The organism is Nonomuraea angiospora (genome assembly GCF_014873145.1).
Classification (GTDB): Bacteria; Actinomycetota; Actinomycetes; order Streptosporangiales; family Streptosporangiaceae; genus Nonomuraea; species Nonomuraea angiospora.
The window spans coordinates 6,816,114-6,831,253 of record NZ_JADBEK010000001.1; the positions used below are offsets into that span (position 1 = coordinate 6,816,114).

The window sequence follows — 15,140 nt, forward strand, 5'->3', positions numbered from 1 at the left end:
GTGCTCCTGGACTTAAAGGTTTTCGGAAACGTAGAAGAAACAAGAGTCCATGTCAATGGGTGCTAGGGTTCTACGCAGTTCACAGGTGACGAAAAGGGTTTCGAAACATGGCGAGTAAGCGGGCGACCATCTCCGATGTGGCCTCGCTGGCGGGGGTCTCGATCGCCACGGCGTCCAAAGCACTCAACGGGCGCCAGGACGTGCGGGCCGCGACGCGCGAGCGGGTGCTCGCCGCCGCGGCGGAGCTCTCCTTCCAGCCGAACGCCCTGGCCAGGGGGCTGATCTCAGGGCAGACGCGCACGGTCGGCCTGCTGACCTCCGACAGCGTCGGCCGGTTCGGCATCCCGGTGCTCCTCGGGGCGGAGGACGCGTTCGGGGCCGGCGAGATGGCCGTGCTGCTCTGCGACGCGCGCGGCGACGCGATCAGGGAGCAGCACCACGTGCGGGCGCTGCTGTCGCGCCGGGTGGACGGGCTGATCGTGGTGGGCGAGAGCACGAGCCCGCGGCCGTCGGTGAGCAAGGATCTGCCGGTGCCGGTCGTGTACGCCTACGGCCCCTCGGAGGACCCGTCGGACGTGTCCTTCGTGCCGGACGACGTCGGCGCGGCCGCCATGGCCGTCAACCACCTGCTGGCGATGGGCCGGCGCAGGATCGCCCACATCACGGGGCCCACGCACTACAAGGCGTCACGCGACCGCGAGGAGGGCCTGCGCCAGGCGCTCGCGCAGGCGGGGCTGCCGCAGGCGGGGCAGACGCTGTCGGGCCCGTGGTCGCAGCGGTGGGGGCGGCACGCGGCCGAGATGCTGCTGATGGCCGAGCCGGAGGTCGACGCGGTGTTCTGCGGCAGCGACCAGATCGCGGCCGGCTTCGTGGAGACGGCCAGGGAACGCGGGCGGCGGGTGCCGGAGGACATCGCGGTGGTCGGCTACGACAACTGGGAGGTGCTGTCCACGGAGACCCGGCCCGCCCTGACCACCGTGGACATGAACCTGGAGCAGCTCGGGCGCACGGCGGCCCAGCACCTGTTCGCCGCCATCGACGGGAAGGCGACGCCCGGGGTGCACAAGATGCCCTGCCAGCTCGTGATCCGCGACTCCACCTCCCCGCCGGGCCTGTCCTGACTCAGGGGCAGCGCACGATCATGCCCGCGTACGACAGGTTCCCCCCGAACCCGAACAGCAGCATCGGCGCCCCGCGCCGGACCTCACCGCGCTCCAGCAGCTTGGACAGCGCCAGCGGCACGCTGGCGGCCGAGGTGTTGCCCGACTCCACCACGTCGCGCGCCACGATCGCGTTGACCGCGCCCAGCTTGGCCGCGACGGGCTCGATGATGCGCAGGTTCGCCTGGTGGAAGACCACCGCCGCCAGGTCCTCCGGCCGTACGCCGCCGCGCTCGCACGCCTTCCTGGCGATGTCGGGGAGCTGGGTGGTGGCCCAGCGGTAGACGGTCTGGCCGTCCTGGGAGAAGCGGGTCGGGGTGCCCTCGATGCGTACGGCGGTGCCCAGCTCCGGCGCGGAGCCCCACACCACGGGGCCGATCTCGGCCTCCGGGGCCGCGCTGATCACGGCCGCCCCCGCGCCGTCGCCGGTCAGCACGCACGTGGTCCGGTCGGTCCAGTCGGTGACGGCCGTCATCTTGTCCGCCCCCACGACCAGGGCGTTCGTGGCCGCGCCGGCGCGGATGGCGTGGTCGGCCACGGCCAGGGCGTGGGTGAAGCCGGAGCACGACACGCCGATGTCCATCAATCCCGCGCTTGGTACGCCGAGCCGGGCGGCGACGCGGGAGGCGACGTTCGGGGCGCGCTCGGTCTGGGTGCAGGTGGCGATCAGGAGGAGGTCGATGTCGGCGGCGTCCAGGCCGCTCGCCGCCAGGGCCTTGGCGGCGGCGTGCCGGGCGAGGTCGGTCACGGTCTCGTCGGGTTCGGCCACGTGCCGGGTACGGATGCCGACGCGCTTGGTTATCCACTCGTCGTTGGTGTCCACCATGGCCGCCAGCTCATCATTTGTCATGATTTTTGCTGGTTGATAGTGACCTGTGGCGACAAGTCGTGATCCGTTCATGAGCGGACTATAGCAACCGAACGTTCGGACGCTAAAGTACCGGACATGAGCCCGCGCAAGTCCGTCGCCGAAGCCCTCAGCACCCGTGCGGCCATCCTGGAGCGCTCGGTCGCCATCGCCTCCGCGGAGGGGCTCGAAGGGCTGACCATCGGCCGCCTCGCCGGCGAGCTGGGCATGAGCAAGTCAGGCGTGCTCGGGCACTTCGGCTCCAAGGAGACGCTGCAGCTCGCCGTCCTCGACCGGGCCGGAGAGATCTTCCGCGCCGAGGTCTGGGAGCCCGCCCGCCCCGCCGCCCCCGGGCTGGCCCGGCTGCGGGTGCTGTGCGAGGCGTGGATCTCGTACCTGGAGCGCGGGGTCTTCCCCGGCGGGTGCTTCTTCGTGGCCGCGGCCCACGAGTTCGACGGCCGGCCCGGGCCGGTGCGGGACGCGGTGGAGGCCAGGTTCGACGCCTGGCGCGGCCGGCTGCGCAAGGAGGCCGGACGCGCGGTGGACGCGGGCGAGCTGCCCGGGGGGACGGATCCGGATCAGGTCGCGTTCGAGCTGCTCGGCGCGGTCATGGCCCTGAACCACGCCCTCCAGCTCCACCACGACCCGCGGGCGCCGGAGCTCGCCCGCCGCACCGTACAAGCCCGCCTCGGCCGCCCTGCCGCTGTGACCGGTCAGGTCCACCGCGATCCTCCGGAGCCGACCACCGCCCCGGAGCGCTGACAGCGACCGTTCTCCGACGCGGTGATCGCCATCGCGATGACGTTGCTCGCACTGGAGCTGCCCGTACCGCACGGGCAGACGAACGCCGAGCTCTGGCACGCGTTCGTGCAGTTGCTCCCCGACGAGTACCTGAACTTCGTGATCAGCTTCGGGGTCATCGCCGCGTTCTGGGTCGCCCACCACCAGTACTTCCGCGAGATCCACGTGGTGGACGCCACTCTGCGGCGGTACAACCTCGGCTGGCTGTTCCTCGTCGTGGTGGTGCCGTTCGCCACCCGGGTGAGCAGCGAGGTCGGGGATCTCATCCTGGGCCCGGTCCTCTACGCCGTCGTCATCAGCGCAATCGCGCTGCTCATGGTGCAGATGGTGCGGCACGCGACCCGCGCTCACCTCATGCGTACCGACGCGCCCACGCAACGGATGCGCGGGTTGGTGGTCGGCACGGGGACGGCGGCGGCGGTGTTCCTCCTGTCGATCCCGGTGAGCTTCGCCAGCCCCTCCTGGGGCAAGTATTTCTGGCTGCTCACGGTCGTCGCATCGCGCGTCACGAACCGCGTGTTCGAGCACCGCACCGTGCCCGCCTCCTAGCCCGCCTCTTCGGCCACTCGGGCGGGTCCCTTGGCGCGCTCGCCCGGCCGCCGCCCCGCTCCCTCGTTCCCCGGGCATGCGAAAGCTCGGGCGCGGCGGTGCGGCGCCCGAGCCCCCGGTTTCAGGCGGTGGTCAGTCGGCGGTCGACAGCTGCTCGAAGAGGGCCAGGGCCGCCTCCCGGACCTCTTCCGGGGAGACCCCGTCCAGCGTCTTCCTGGCATCTGTGATGTCGCGAGTGGTGGCGAGCGTGATGGCCACGGACGAGGCTGCGGCGTGGTCGATCGATCCCGTCGGGGCGGCGTCTGCCAGTTCCTGGGCGCTCGCGGCGAGGTCGAGGTTGTCTCTCAACGGATCTCCTCGGATGAAGACGGCTCGGCCCATTGCATCATTTGGCATCATGCCTCATCCACCATTCGGTGAATTCACGACACCGACCATCGGGCACGAACCTGATCACCCATAGATTACTGTACGTTTTGTCAGGATATGTCGTGACCCCTTGGATAACACTGACGTCGTCGGCCACTGTCACCGGATGCCACTCGAACTCGGCCTCACCAGGCTTGTCCTGCCGCCCGAGCCACTGCGAGACGATGTCGACTCGCCCCTGCCACGGAGAGCTGTACGGCTCGGTGTAGTAGACGGCATCCTCGGTGAACAACGCGGCGATGTCGTCGGGATCGTTGGAATTCCAAGCACGTACGTACCCCTCGATCCATGGGCCCGGTTCGACCATTGTTACCCCCTCAGCGGGTCATATCGCCCGCCTACCCGCCCGACCAGCCGTTAAGCCCCGATCATGGGCGATACCCCTGGTCACGGTCTCGTCTCTTTTAGGTATAGGGGTACTCAGGCGCTCTTCCGCGGACTCCGTCAGGGTTGGAGCCGGGGGGAGTCATGACGGCTCCGGGATGTGCCGCGAGGAGGGGACGGCACGTGCCGCGGGTCGGGACACGGCGGTCTGCCAGCCGCCCGCCCCACCCGCGGCACGCGCCGAGACCGCCGCTACACAGAGCGAGCAAGGCCCCCGCTACACCGAGTGAGCGGGGCCGGTGCTGCCGCGCGGCGTGAGCACGGCCGCCTGGTCCTCGTACGGGGGCACGCTCTCGCCCGCGATCAGCGCGAGCAGCCGCTGGGCGGCGTGCGCCCCGTACGCGGGGATGTCGCGGGTGAGCGCGGTCAGCGGCGGCCGGACGACCTGCGACAGCGGCGAGTCGTCCCAGGCCACGATGGACAGGTCGCGTGGCACCTCGACCCGCATCTCCTGGGCCACGGACATGCCCGCCACGGCCATGATGTCGTTGTCGTAGATGATCGCCGTGGGCCGGTTGGGCGAGCTGAGCAGCCGCCTGGTGGCCCTGGCGCCCTCCTCGCCGGTGTAGTCGGTGTGCACGGTCACGTGCTCGGCCACGCCCTCACACGCCTGCTCGAACGCCTGGTCGCGGACCGTCGTGTGGACCAGCTCCGGCAGCCCGGCCACCCGTGCGACGCGGCGGTGGCCCAGCGCCACCAGGTAGCCGACGGTCTCGCGTACGGCCTCGCCGTCGTCGGACCAGACCGCCGACAGCGAGCCCGACTCGGTGGGATGCCCGATGACCACGACCGGCATCCCCAGCCGCTCCAGCTCGACCACTCTGGAGTCCGAATAGTGCAGGTCCACCAGGAACACGCCGTCGATGCGGCTCTCGCCCCACCAGCGCCGGTAGACCTCGCTCTCCTGCTCATGGCTCGTGACGACCTGGAGCAGCAGCGCGTACGAGCGGTCGGCGAGCACGCCCTCGATGCCGCTGATCAGCTCCATGAAGAACGGCTCGACGCCCAGGACGCGGGCGGGACGGCAGAGCGCGAGGCCCACGCAGTTGGCCCTGGCGCCGTTGAGCGCCCGCGCGGCGCTGTTGGGCCGCCAGCCGATCTCCTCGGCGATGGCGACGATCCTGGCCCGCGTCGCGTCGGATACGCCCGGTTGCCCGTTGAGCGCGTAGGAGACCGCCACTTTGGACACTCCCGCCCGGCTGGCGATGTCGGCGATCGTGGGTCGCTTCACGGACTCCCTCTCTGAACCGGATAACCCTCATACTCTAGGCCACCCCATTCGATAAGGGAATTAACCGCTTAAGCCACGTGCCAGGGCTTGGCGTCCTCGGTCTCCTTGGCGGCCCCGGCCACGCGCAGCGCGTACGTCGGCGGCTCCGCCCCCGGCACCGGCCCCAGGTAGGTGTGCCCGGTCAGATGACACCAGGCGGGCAGGTCGACGGGCGCGGCGGGGTCGGTGGCGATGAGGTGGATCACCGCTCCTGGACCGGCCTGGCGCACGTGACCGCGCAGTTCGATGAGCAGTTGCACGCAGAGCTTGCCTCTGCCGTCCACCACGAGATCAGGCATGACTACAAGGAAACCACCGCCCGGGCCCCGGCCCGTCACGAACCCCGCAGGTGGCCCATCAGCTTCTCGACCTCCCGCGCATAGTGCTCGGCGAACTCCGGCGACGCCGGATCCCGCCCCCAGACCGCCTGGACGAGCTGCGGGAACGCGATGCCGGCCGCCGCCATCGAGAACAGGGCCACCAGCACCGCCGCCGGGTCGAGGTCCGCGGGGAACTCCCCGTCCCGCTGGCGCTCGCGCAGGAGCTCCAGATCGCGGCGTACGTCCTCGGCGAAGGCCGGGTCGGGCGGCCCGTCGTCGGTGAGACTGCGCCAGAGCATCAGCCGGCCGTAGTCGCGGCGGGCGGCGTTGGCCCGCACGTATTCGGCGGCGAGCGCGCCGAGCGAGGCCGACCGGTCGGCGAACCGGCTCTCCTCGGCCTGCCAGCGCGCGGTCAGGGCCTGGTAGAGGCCCTCCTTTCCGCCGAAATAGTACGAGATCAGCTGCTTGTTCACCCCGGCCCTGGTGGCGATCTCGCTGACACGCGCCCCCGCGAACCCCTTCGCCGCGAACTCCTCCAGCGCCGCCTGCAGGATGCGGGCCTTCGTGCGCTCGGGGTCGCGCTGCTTCTCCTCGGGTGCTCGTCTCACGATCCGCACCCTATCATCCATCCGGATGGTTGACAGAATCATCCGAACGGATGATAGTCGAGCCATGACACGGAACATCGCGATCATCGGCGGCGGCATCGGCGGGCTCTGCCTGGCCCAGGGGCTGCGCAAGGCAGGGCTCGACGTGACCGTCTACGAGCGGGACAGGACCCCGGCCGACCGGCTGCAGGGCTACCGCGTGCACATCGACCCGAACGGCGCCCGCGCCCTGCACGACTGCCTGCCCGCGCACCTCTGGCAGGCGTTCCTGGACACGGCCGGGCATGGCGGCCAGGACTTCGGCTTCATCACCGAGCGGCTGAAGCGGCTCGCGGTGATCGAGGCGGCCGAGGTGGCCGACCCGGCCGACGGCCACCACTCGGCCAGCCGCATCACGCTCAGGCAGGTGCTGCTGTCGGGGCTGGACGACGTCGTACGGTTCGGGAAGACGTACGAGAGGTACGAGCGGCTCCCCGACGGGCGGGTCGAGCTGTTCTTCGCGGACGGCACGAGCGCGACCGCGGACATCGTGGTCGGTGCCGACGGCGGGAACTCGCGGGTGCGCAGGCAGTACCTGCCGCACGCCGAGCGGGTGGACACGGGGATCACGACGGTGGCCGGCAAGTTCCCGATCACCGCCGAGACCCGGAAGCTCGTGGCGCGGCGGCTGCTCGACGGGCCGAACACCGTCATCCCGCCCAGCGGCACGGGGTTCTTCACGGCGCCGCACGACCTGGGTGACGGGGTGGCGTGCGGCGAGTTCGGGGTGACGGAGCAGGAGGGCGCGCTGATGGACAACTCCAGCAGCTACATCCTGTGGGCGTTCGGCGCGCCCGGCAGCGGCTTCCCCACCAACATCTCCGACATGTCGGGCGAGCAGCTCAAGGCCACCGTGGCCCGGAAGATCGAATCATGGCATCCCGACCTGCGTACGGTGGTCGGCCGGTCCGACCCCGACACGGTCTCCCTGCTGCCGATCCGTACCTCCATCCCCATCGACCCCTGGCCCGCCACGAACATCACCCTGCTCGGCGACGCCATCCACAGCATGACGCCGATGCGCGGCATCGGCGCGAACACCGCCCTGCGCGACGCGCGCCTGCTCTGCGCCGCCCTCACCGGCTCTCTCACCGGCGGGGGCGACCCCGTTGACGCCATAGCGGGCTACGAGGCCCGGATGCGCGAGTACGGCTTCGCCGCCGTCCGCGACTCGCTGCGCGCGGCCGAGCAGTTCGTCGGCGGCAACAGGGTGAGCAGGACGGGGTTCAAGACCTTCCTCCGGCTGGTCGAGCGCTTCCCCTCGCTGAAGGCCAGGGTGTTCTCCTGATCCGGCCTGTTGCGCGGGAGGGGCCGGGCGAAGAGTGTGGAGGCATGCCAGGCGTCGACACGGTGGACGGCCTCCTGCTGGCGGTCGCGGAGTTCGACCCGGACGCGTACGAGCTGCCCGTCGAGGCGGCGGCGCTCGACCGGGCCAGGCGGTCGATCGACGCGTGCGGGCTGCTGCTCCTCGGCGAGGTCCACGGGGTCAGGGAGAACCCGCTCGTCATCCTCGGGCTCATGCGGCTGCTCGGGCTGACCAGCCTGGCCCTGGAATGGCCCGAGGAGCTGAAGCCGCAGCTCGACCGCTACCTCACCGACGGGACCGGGCTGGACCATCCGCTCTGGTGGTCCGGCGACGGCCGCGTCACCGCCGGCCACCTCGCGGTGCTGCGAGCCGTCCCGGGGCTGCGGGTCACGTTGTTCGACGGGTGCGCGCCCGCGGGCGACTGGTCGCAGCGCGACGCCCTGATGGCGCAGCGGCTGCTGGCGGCCCACGCCGAACCCGCCCTGGTCGTGGCCGGCAACCTCCACACCCTGACCTCCCCGACCGACCTGGGCCTGCCGATGGGCGCCTGCCTGGCCGGCTCGCGGCCGTCGCTGGAGAGCGTCCGGATCGACTACGGGAGGGGCAGCTTCTACAACCTCGAGCCCCGGCACATCCGCGGACAGCCGGCCAAGGCGGGGCTGGGGGTCGGGGAGGACGGGCTGGTGGTGGGCCTCCCCGAGTTCACCGAAGCCACCGTCCCCCACCTCCCCCACTCCCGCCTCACTCCCTGACCCCACCTGCCCCGAACCCCGACCGGCGGACGCCCCGTTCCCTCAGGCCCTCCGTTCAGGACGCGGGGGCGCGACTCGGAGCGGGCGGCGACAGCCGGCCACTCCACCTCTTCCCCTTCAAGGACCCCAGCCGAAGTGCGGAGGGGATGGAACTGCGGTGGGAGGGTGTGGGGTGCGTACTGTGGAGTCCGGGCGGGAGGGGCGATGCGGGTCGGGATTCTGGGGCCGCTTCAGGTGGCGGGGTGCGCGGTCGGCGGTGCTCGGGTGCGGGCGCTGTTGGTGCGGCTGGCGCTCGACCCCGGACGCGTCGTGACCACGGACCGGCTGATCGACGACCTGTGGCCGGGTGAGGCGCCGGCGCATCCGATGGCGGCGCTGCAGTCGCTGGTGTCCCGGGCGCGCAGGGAGGCGCCGGGCGTGATCTCGTCCCATCCCGCCGGATATGCGCTGGATGTGCCGCCGGGTGAGGTGGACGCGTGGGCGTTCGAGCGGCTCGTACGGGCCGGCGACGTCCGCCGGGCACTGGCGTTGTGGCGGGGCCCGGCGCTGGCGGACGCGGCCGATCTGCCCTTCGCCACGGCCCCGGCGGCCCGCCTGGAGGAGCTGCGCCTGACCGCCCTGGCCACGAGGATCGCCGCCGACCTGAGCACGACGGTCACCACCGACCCCGACGCCGACCCCGACGCCGACCTGACGGTCACCACCGGCCCCGCCGCCGCCCCGAGCGCCACGACCGCCGACGGCCCCGATGATCCCGCTGCCCGGGGAGCTGGGCTGGTGGCGGAGTTGGAGGGGTTGGTGGCCGCGTACCCCTTACGGGAGCCGTTCCACGCCCTGCTCATGCGCGCCCTCATCACCCAGGCCCGGCGGGCCGAAGCGCTCGCGCTCTTCGAACGGATCAAGGCGGCCCTGGCCGAGGAGCTGGGCGTGGACCCGGTCCCCGAGCTGCGGGAAGCCCATCTGGAGGCGCTGCGGGACGCCGAGCCGAAGAGCAACCTGCCCGCCCGCCTCACGAGCTTCGTGGGCCGCTCGGAGGACATGTCCCGGCTGAAGGGGCAGCTCGGCAGGGCCAGGCTGGTCACCCTCGTCGGGCCGGGCGGCGCGGGGAAGACGCGGCTGGCCGTGGAGGTGGCCGCGGGCCTGCACGTGCCGGACGGCGTGTGGCTGGTCGAGCTCGCCGCCGCCACCGGCGTACGGGCCGCCCTGGAGGGCGCGCTCAGGACGACCGACCCGGTCAGGGCCCTGCGCGGCACCGCGCCGCTGATCGTGCTGGACAACTGCGAGCACGTGATCGAGGAGGCCGCCACGACGGCCCGAACGCTGCTGTCCGAGGTGGCGGGCCTGCGGATCCTCGCCACCAGCAGGGAGCCGCTCGACATCCCCGGCGAGACCCTGCACCACGTGCTGCCGCTGCCCGAGGGGAAGGCGGCCGAGCTGTTCGCGGAGCGGGCCGCCGCCGCCCGGCCCGACCTGCGGGTGGAACCGGAAAGGGCAGCGCGGATCTGCCGCGAGCTGGACGGCATCCCGCTGGCCATCGAGCTGGCCGCCGCGCGCCTGCGTACGATGCCGCTGTCCGTCCTGGTGGAGCAGCTCGGCGACCGGCTGGCCTTCCGCGCCGGCCGTATGGCGGAGCCGCGCCACCGCACCATGCGCGCGGTCATCGACTGGAGCTGGAACCTGCTCTCCGACCGCGAGCGCGAGCTGCTCCGGGGCCTGACGGTGTTCTCGGGCGGCGCCACGTACGAGGCGATCTCCCAGGTCTGCGGCGGCGGCCTCGACCTGCTCTCCTCGCTGGTGGACAAGTCGCTCGTCGCGGTCTCCGGCGACCGCTACACGATGCTGGAGACGATCAGGCAGTACGCCGCCGCCGACCTCCCCGAGCTGCGCCAGGCCCACGCCCGCTACTACACCGGGCTGGCCGAGAGCGCCGACCCGCACCTGCGGACCGGCGAGCAGCTCAAGTGGCTGGCCGTGCTGGACGCCGAGCAGGGCAACCTGGACGCGGCGCTGCGCCACTCCGACGACCCGCTCAGGCTGATCCTGCCGCGGTTCTGGCCGTGGATCATGCGCGGCAGGCATCGCGAGATCAGCGAGCAGGCCGCGTCGGTGCTGCGGAGGGTGGGCGACACGCCGCCGCCGGGGCGGGAGCTGGCGCACGGGATCTGCCGGGTGCTGGCGGGATTCGCGCCGACCGATGCGGTGCTCCAGTCCGACCACCCCGCCGCCCTGAACTCGTGGGCGCTGGCCGGGGTCGGCACGCCCGCCGACGTGGTGCGCCTCACCGAGCGGCAGGCGGCGCGGCTGCGCGACCACCCCGACCTGTGGATCAGGTCGGCGGCGCTGCTGGGCGCGGGCATCGTGCGGTTCGAGTACGGGGCGGTGGCGGGGGCCGAGGATCTGCTGGAGCCGGCGGTCGACGGGTTCAGGGCCCTCGGGGACCGGTGGGGGCAGTGGGCCGGGCTCTTCTGGTTGTCGCTGGTCGCGGAGAACCGCGGGGACTTCGCCACGGCGGTCGCCCTGGCCGAGGAGCCGGAGCGGCTGGCCACCGAGCTGTCCGGGCTCGACGCGCCGCTCGGGCCGATGACGTTCCTGATCCGGGTCGGCCAGCTCAAAGGGCGGGCGGGCGATCACGCCGGAGCGGCACGCGCGCTCGAACGGGCGTGGGAGTCGGCCGTGCGCTCCGAGGACCAGGCGATCGTGGCCAGGGTCATGCACGCCAGGGCCGAGCTGGCCCGGCGCACCGGCCGTGCGGACGAGGCCGCCCGGCTGCTGGAGGCGGCGCTGGCGCTCGATGTCGAGGTGTCAGCCCAGCTCAGGGCGTACATGAACATCGAGCTCGCCCGGGTCCGCGAGCCCCGCGAGCCGCTGCGCCGGGCCCTGGAGCTGATGGCCGCCTGCTCCGACAGGACCGCGCGGGCGACCGTGCTGGAAGGGGTGGCCGAGCACCTGGAGCCGGAGCCGGCCGCCGAGCTGCTCGGCGCGGCGCGGGCGCTGCGCGGGATCGGCGAGTCCGCCGATCCCCACGTCAACGGGCTGGCCGCCAGGTGCCGGGCCGCGCTGGGCGAGCACGGCTACCGCGTGGCGTCGGCGAGGGGCGCGGCGATCCCGAACCCGGAGAGGTACGCGCTGAGGCCGCTCTCGTCCCCGTGATAGCCGATGTAGCCGTCGGGGCGGACGAGGATGACGCCCTCCTGTCCGTCGAGCGGCGGCAGCACCGTGAACGGGTACTCCGCCTCCGTGCCGGCCAGCAGCAGGAAGCCGGTGCCGCGCTGCTCGGCGAAGAGCGCCCCGAGCCGTTCGCCGCCACGTTCGCCGACGGACAGCGGGCTGCCGAGGTAGGCCAGGCCGAGCTGGTTGGTGTCGTCGCCGCGTCTGCTGTCCTGCTCCCGGTACAGGCGGGTGCTGAGGCCCAGCACGTGCTCTGCTACGGCCATCCGCTCGTCCTCGTACGTGTCCAGCAGCGCCTCGGTGCCGACGGCCAGCTTCCAGCCCAGGTTGTAGGCGTCCTGCACGCCGGTGTTGAGCCCCTGGCCGCCCGCCGGCGTGTGCACGTGGGCCGCGTCGCCGGCCAGGAACACCCGGCCGACCCGGAACCGGTCGGCCATGCGGATGTTGACGCGGTACTCGGACCGCCACAGGATCTCCTCGATCCGCACGTGCGGCGCGTGCTCGGCGACGAGCGCGATCAGGTCGTCGTCCCCGGCGTACGGGGCGACGAGCTGGAAGACGTCGGTGTCCGGCAGCGGGCAGATCGTGAAGTGGATCTTCTGCTCGGCCGGAGAGCCCCACACGTGCCAGTGCTCGCGGTCCAGGTCGCCGGTCCTGACGTCGGCCAGCAGCATGCGCTCGCTCTCGAACGTGTCGCCGACGAAGCCGACGCCCAGCCGCTTGCGCACGCCGCTGCGACCGCCGTCCGCGCCCACCAGGTACGCGCAGCGGATCCGCTCGCCGCTGCCCAGGGTGGCGGTCACGCCGTCCCCGTCCTGCTCGAAGCCGGTCACCTCGGCGCCGAACTCGACCTCGTGCCCCAGCTCGGCCAGCCGGTCGCGCAGGATCTGCTCGGTCCGCCACTGCGGCTGCATGATCAGGTTGGGGTACGGCACGCCTTCCGACGGCTCGCGGATCTCGTCCATCCGGCCCTCCCAGACCACCTGGTCGCCCTGGTAGCCGCGCAGGCTCGGGTACTCGCGGCCCGTGGCGAGGATCTCGCCGACCACGCCGAGGTCGTCGAAGACCTCCAGCGTGCGCGGCTGCAGGCCCTTGCCGCGCACGCCCGTGGGCGGCTCAGGCGATTTCTCGACGATGCGGAGGTTGACGCCTCTGCGGGCCAGCTCGATGGCCAGGGTCAGTCCGGTCGGCCCGGAGCCGACGATCAGCACGTGTGTCATGACACGGACGATGCCTCGACTCACTGCCAGATCTCTGTCAGCCTCTTTCAGGGCCGCAGCTTGTGGAACAGCGCCACGCGGTCGCGGTGGTATTGGAGGTCGTCCTCGTCGTGCCGCACCCCCGCGCGCACCGCCTTCTGGAAGTAGGCGTACTCCCTGCGGAGCTTGTGCCTGATGAGCTGGGCCAGCGCCTCCTCGTCCAGCTCCGCGGCGGTGCCCCCGGCCTCGTGGTACGCGGCCACGAACTCCCGGCTCGGCCCCAGCTCGTCGTCCCCCCATTCGAGCGCGGCGGCGGCCAGCTCCACCTCCGGGGCGCCGACGAAGGTCTCGTCCCAGTCGAGCACCGCCACGAGCCGGCCGTCCCTGGCGAGGGTGTTGCCGGTGTAGTAGTCGCCGTGGAGGGGGTGGCGCAGCGGGTGGCGGGCGTGGAAGTCCGCCAGCCAGCGGTCGAGGGCGGGGTCGTCCAGTTCGGGGGCGTCCTGGGGCGGGTCGCCGTACAGGCCGGACTCCTGGAAGGCGGCCACCGGGCGCGGCGGCGGGCGGAAGGTGGCCAGCGACTCGTGCAGCCTGGCCAGCAGGCGGGCGCCCCCCGCGCGCTGGGCCGGCACGTCTGAGTCCGGCCACTCGCCCTCGACGTACGGCCAGCAGGAGATCGGACGGCCCGCCACCATGACGACCGTCGCCCCGTCGGGGGCCGGCACGGGCGCGACGGCCTCCGGGAGCGTGCCGGCGGCGTGGCGGGCGATCGCGTGACACCACTCCGACTCCGCGGCTGTGCGCCGCATCGGGCCGACGCGGATAACATGGCCGTCAAGCCGGTACGCGGCGGATTCCTCGCCACCGTGCAATCGTTCATCATTCCCAGTGACATCCCACGTCAGGGCCACGACTGCACGGATTTCAGGAGTAAGCGGGGTATCGGCGTAGATCACTCCGCAAAGCCTATGCTTCCGGATCCGTCCCTGATGCGCAAAGGTTAGGGTCACCTACCTCGCACTTGTAAGGAGACCCGTGGCCAGTCCCGGCAAGCTCGACACCAGAGGCAGCGATTTCGCCCGACTAGCCCGTCAGATCACGGACGCCGGTCTACTTGACCGGCGCCCCTTTTATTACGCGATCAGGATGACCATCATGGCCGCCGTCTACCTCGGCGGCTGGGGGCTGTTCATCTGGCTCGGCGACTCGTGGCTGCAGCTTCTCGTGGCGGTCGCGCTGGCGGTCGTCTTCGCGCAGCTCGGGTTTCTCGCCCACGATCTCGGTCACCGTCAGGTCTTCAGGAAGCGGCGGCCCAGCGACATCGCCGGCCTGATCATCGGCAACCTCGGCATCGGGCTCGGCTGGGGCTGGTGGACCACCAAGCACAACCGTCACCACGCCAACCCCAACCACGAGGACCACGACCCCGACGTCTCCCCCGCGGTGATCGTCTGGTCGGAGGACCAGGTCGCCAAGAGCCTCGGCCTACCGCGATTTGTCGCGAAATATCAGGCCTATTGGTTCTTCCCGCTGCTGACGCTCGAAGCCTGGCACCTGCACATCGCCAGCGTGAAGGCCCTGTTCAAGCCGGAGGCCAAGCGGCGCGGGCCGGAGCTGACGATGCTCATCACGCACTTCGTGCTCTACTTCGGCCTGGTCTTCACGATCCTGCCGGTCGGCAAGGCGCTGCTGTTCCTGATCGTGCACCAGGGGTTGTTCGGGATCTACCTCGGGAGCACGTTCGCACCCAACCACAAGGGCATGCCCATCCTGACCGCGGAGGACAAGCTGGACTTCCTCCGCAAGCAGGTGCTGACCTCCCGCAACGTACGGGGCGGCCTGTTCACCGACGTGGCGCTCGGCCAGCTCAACTACCAGATCGAGCATCATCTCTTCCCCAACATGCCGGCCCCCAACCTGCGCAGGGCGCAGCCGATCGTCGAGCGCTACTGCGCGGAGATCGGCGTCGACTACCTCCAGACCGGGCTGATCGAGTCGTACGGGCAGGCCCTACGCCACCTGCACGAGGTCGGCGCCGCGCTCAGGCGCCCCCTTCCGATTCAAGGCGCCTGAGCAGCGAGTCGCGGCGGCCCTCGAGCTGAGCGATCAGCTCCTCCTGCTCGTCCGCCTGGCTGATCATGGCCGAGATCTCCACCTGGTCGGTCGCGCCCATGTCGCGGGTCTGGTTGCGGAGGTCCTGGTTCTCGGCTTTCAACCGGGCCAGGTCCTCTTCGACCTGCCGAAGGTCGTCCTTTGTGCTCATTTACGTGCTCTACCCAGATGCGCCCCGGCGATTACCCCCCAGAATGGA

Annotated in this window: 16 protein-coding genes; 7 read left to right on the forward strand and 9 right to left on the reverse strand. The window is 71.5% G+C overall.

What is annotated here, in order from left to right:
- The first annotated feature begins 107 nt into the window (after positions 1–107).
- Positions 108–1,121 carry a LacI family DNA-binding transcriptional regulator gene (locus H4W80_RS30775; RefSeq protein ID WP_192788278.1) on the forward strand — a complete coding sequence of 338 codons (1,014 nt, stop codon included), beginning with the start codon at positions 108–110 and terminating at the stop codon, positions 1,119–1,121.
- Between the two features lies 1 nt (position 1,122).
- On the opposite strand, the gene H4W80_RS30780 is transcribed toward H4W80_RS30775, so the two are convergent.
- Positions 1,123–2,061 (reverse strand): beta-ketoacyl-ACP synthase III, encoded by a 939-nt coding sequence (locus tag H4W80_RS30780; RefSeq protein ID WP_192788279.1) that lies wholly within the window; start codon positions 2,059–2,061, stop codon positions 1,123–1,125.
- Between the two features lie 45 nt (positions 2,062–2,106).
- On the opposite strand from H4W80_RS30780, the gene H4W80_RS30785 reads away from it, so the two are divergent.
- Both H4W80_RS30785 and H4W80_RS30790 read left to right on the forward strand, forming a co-directional pair.
- Positions 2,107–2,769 carry a TetR/AcrR family transcriptional regulator gene (locus H4W80_RS30785; protein ID WP_192788280.1) on the forward strand — a complete coding sequence of 221 codons (663 nt, stop codon included), beginning with the start codon at positions 2,107–2,109 and terminating at the stop codon, positions 2,767–2,769.
- Positions 2,770–2,790: 21 nt separating this feature from the next.
- Positions 2,791–3,357, forward strand: coding sequence for a TMEM175 family protein (locus tag H4W80_RS30790; protein ID WP_318787140.1), 567 nt, complete (start codon positions 2,791–2,793; stop codon positions 3,355–3,357).
- A 132-nt stretch (positions 3,358–3,489) separates the two neighbouring features.
- Here the strand turns inward: H4W80_RS30790 and H4W80_RS30795 are convergent, their stop codons facing one another.
- The 5 genes from H4W80_RS30795 to H4W80_RS30815 form a co-directional block, all read right to left on the reverse strand.
- On the reverse strand, positions 3,490–3,705 hold the full coding sequence (locus H4W80_RS30795) for a hypothetical protein (RefSeq protein ID WP_192788282.1): 216 nt from the start codon (positions 3,703–3,705) through the stop codon (positions 3,490–3,492).
- A 37-nt stretch (positions 3,706–3,742) separates the two neighbouring features.
- Positions 3,743–4,093: a nuclear transport factor 2 family protein gene (locus H4W80_RS30800; protein ID WP_192788283.1), complete on the reverse strand. Its 351-nt coding sequence runs from the start codon at positions 4,091–4,093 to the stop codon at positions 3,743–3,745.
- A 294-nt stretch (positions 4,094–4,387) separates the two neighbouring features.
- Positions 4,388–5,401: a LacI family DNA-binding transcriptional regulator gene (locus tag H4W80_RS30805; RefSeq protein ID WP_192788284.1), complete on the reverse strand. Its 1,014-nt coding sequence runs from the start codon at positions 5,399–5,401 to the stop codon at positions 4,388–4,390.
- 68 nt (positions 5,402–5,469) lie between these two features.
- Complete coding sequence (locus H4W80_RS30810; RefSeq protein ID WP_192788285.1) at positions 5,470–5,739, reverse strand: sulfurtransferase TusA family protein; 270 nt, start codon at positions 5,737–5,739, stop codon at positions 5,470–5,472.
- 35 nt (positions 5,740–5,774) lie between these two features.
- A complete protein-coding gene (locus H4W80_RS30815; RefSeq protein ID WP_318787141.1) occupies positions 5,775–6,368 on the reverse strand; it encodes a TetR family transcriptional regulator in 594 nt (197 codons plus the stop codon).
- A 64-nt stretch (positions 6,369–6,432) separates the two neighbouring features.
- Between H4W80_RS30815 and H4W80_RS30820 the strand changes: the two genes are divergently transcribed.
- From H4W80_RS30820 to H4W80_RS30830, 3 genes are all read left to right on the forward strand, one after another.
- Complete coding sequence (locus H4W80_RS30820; RefSeq protein ID WP_225963755.1) at positions 6,433–7,695, forward strand: FAD-dependent oxidoreductase; 1,263 nt, start codon at positions 6,433–6,435, stop codon at positions 7,693–7,695.
- A gap of 44 nt (positions 7,696–7,739) precedes the next feature.
- A complete protein-coding gene (locus tag H4W80_RS30825) occupies positions 7,740–8,465 on the forward strand; it encodes a hypothetical protein (RefSeq protein WP_192788286.1) in 726 nt (241 codons plus the stop codon).
- 204 nt (positions 8,466–8,669) lie between these two features.
- Positions 8,670–11,615: an AfsR/SARP family transcriptional regulator gene (locus tag H4W80_RS30830; RefSeq protein WP_192788287.1), complete on the forward strand. Its 2,946-nt coding sequence runs from the start codon at positions 8,670–8,672 to the stop codon at positions 11,613–11,615.
- Here H4W80_RS30830 and H4W80_RS30835 read toward each other — a convergent pair.
- On the reverse strand, positions 11,537–12,853 hold the full coding sequence (locus H4W80_RS30835; protein WP_192788288.1) for an FAD-dependent monooxygenase: 1,317 nt from the start codon (positions 12,851–12,853) through the stop codon (positions 11,537–11,539). The genes H4W80_RS30830 and H4W80_RS30835 overlap by 79 nt on opposite strands.
- A gap of 47 nt (positions 12,854–12,900) precedes the next feature.
- Positions 12,901–13,839, reverse strand: coding sequence for a phosphotransferase enzyme family protein (locus H4W80_RS30840; protein ID WP_318787142.1), 939 nt, complete (start codon positions 13,837–13,839; stop codon positions 12,901–12,903).
- 145 nt (positions 13,840–13,984) lie between these two features.
- Between H4W80_RS30840 and H4W80_RS30845 the strand changes: the two genes are divergently transcribed.
- On the forward strand, positions 13,985–14,902 hold the full coding sequence (locus H4W80_RS30845; protein ID WP_465263729.1) for a fatty acid desaturase family protein: 918 nt from the start codon (positions 13,985–13,987) through the stop codon (positions 14,900–14,902).
- Here the strand turns inward: H4W80_RS30845 and H4W80_RS30850 are convergent.
- Complete coding sequence (locus tag H4W80_RS30850; RefSeq protein ID WP_192788291.1) at positions 14,871–15,092, reverse strand: hypothetical protein; 222 nt, start codon at positions 15,090–15,092, stop codon at positions 14,871–14,873. The genes H4W80_RS30845 and H4W80_RS30850 overlap by 32 nt on opposite strands.
- Positions 15,093–15,140: the final 48 nt, after the last annotated feature.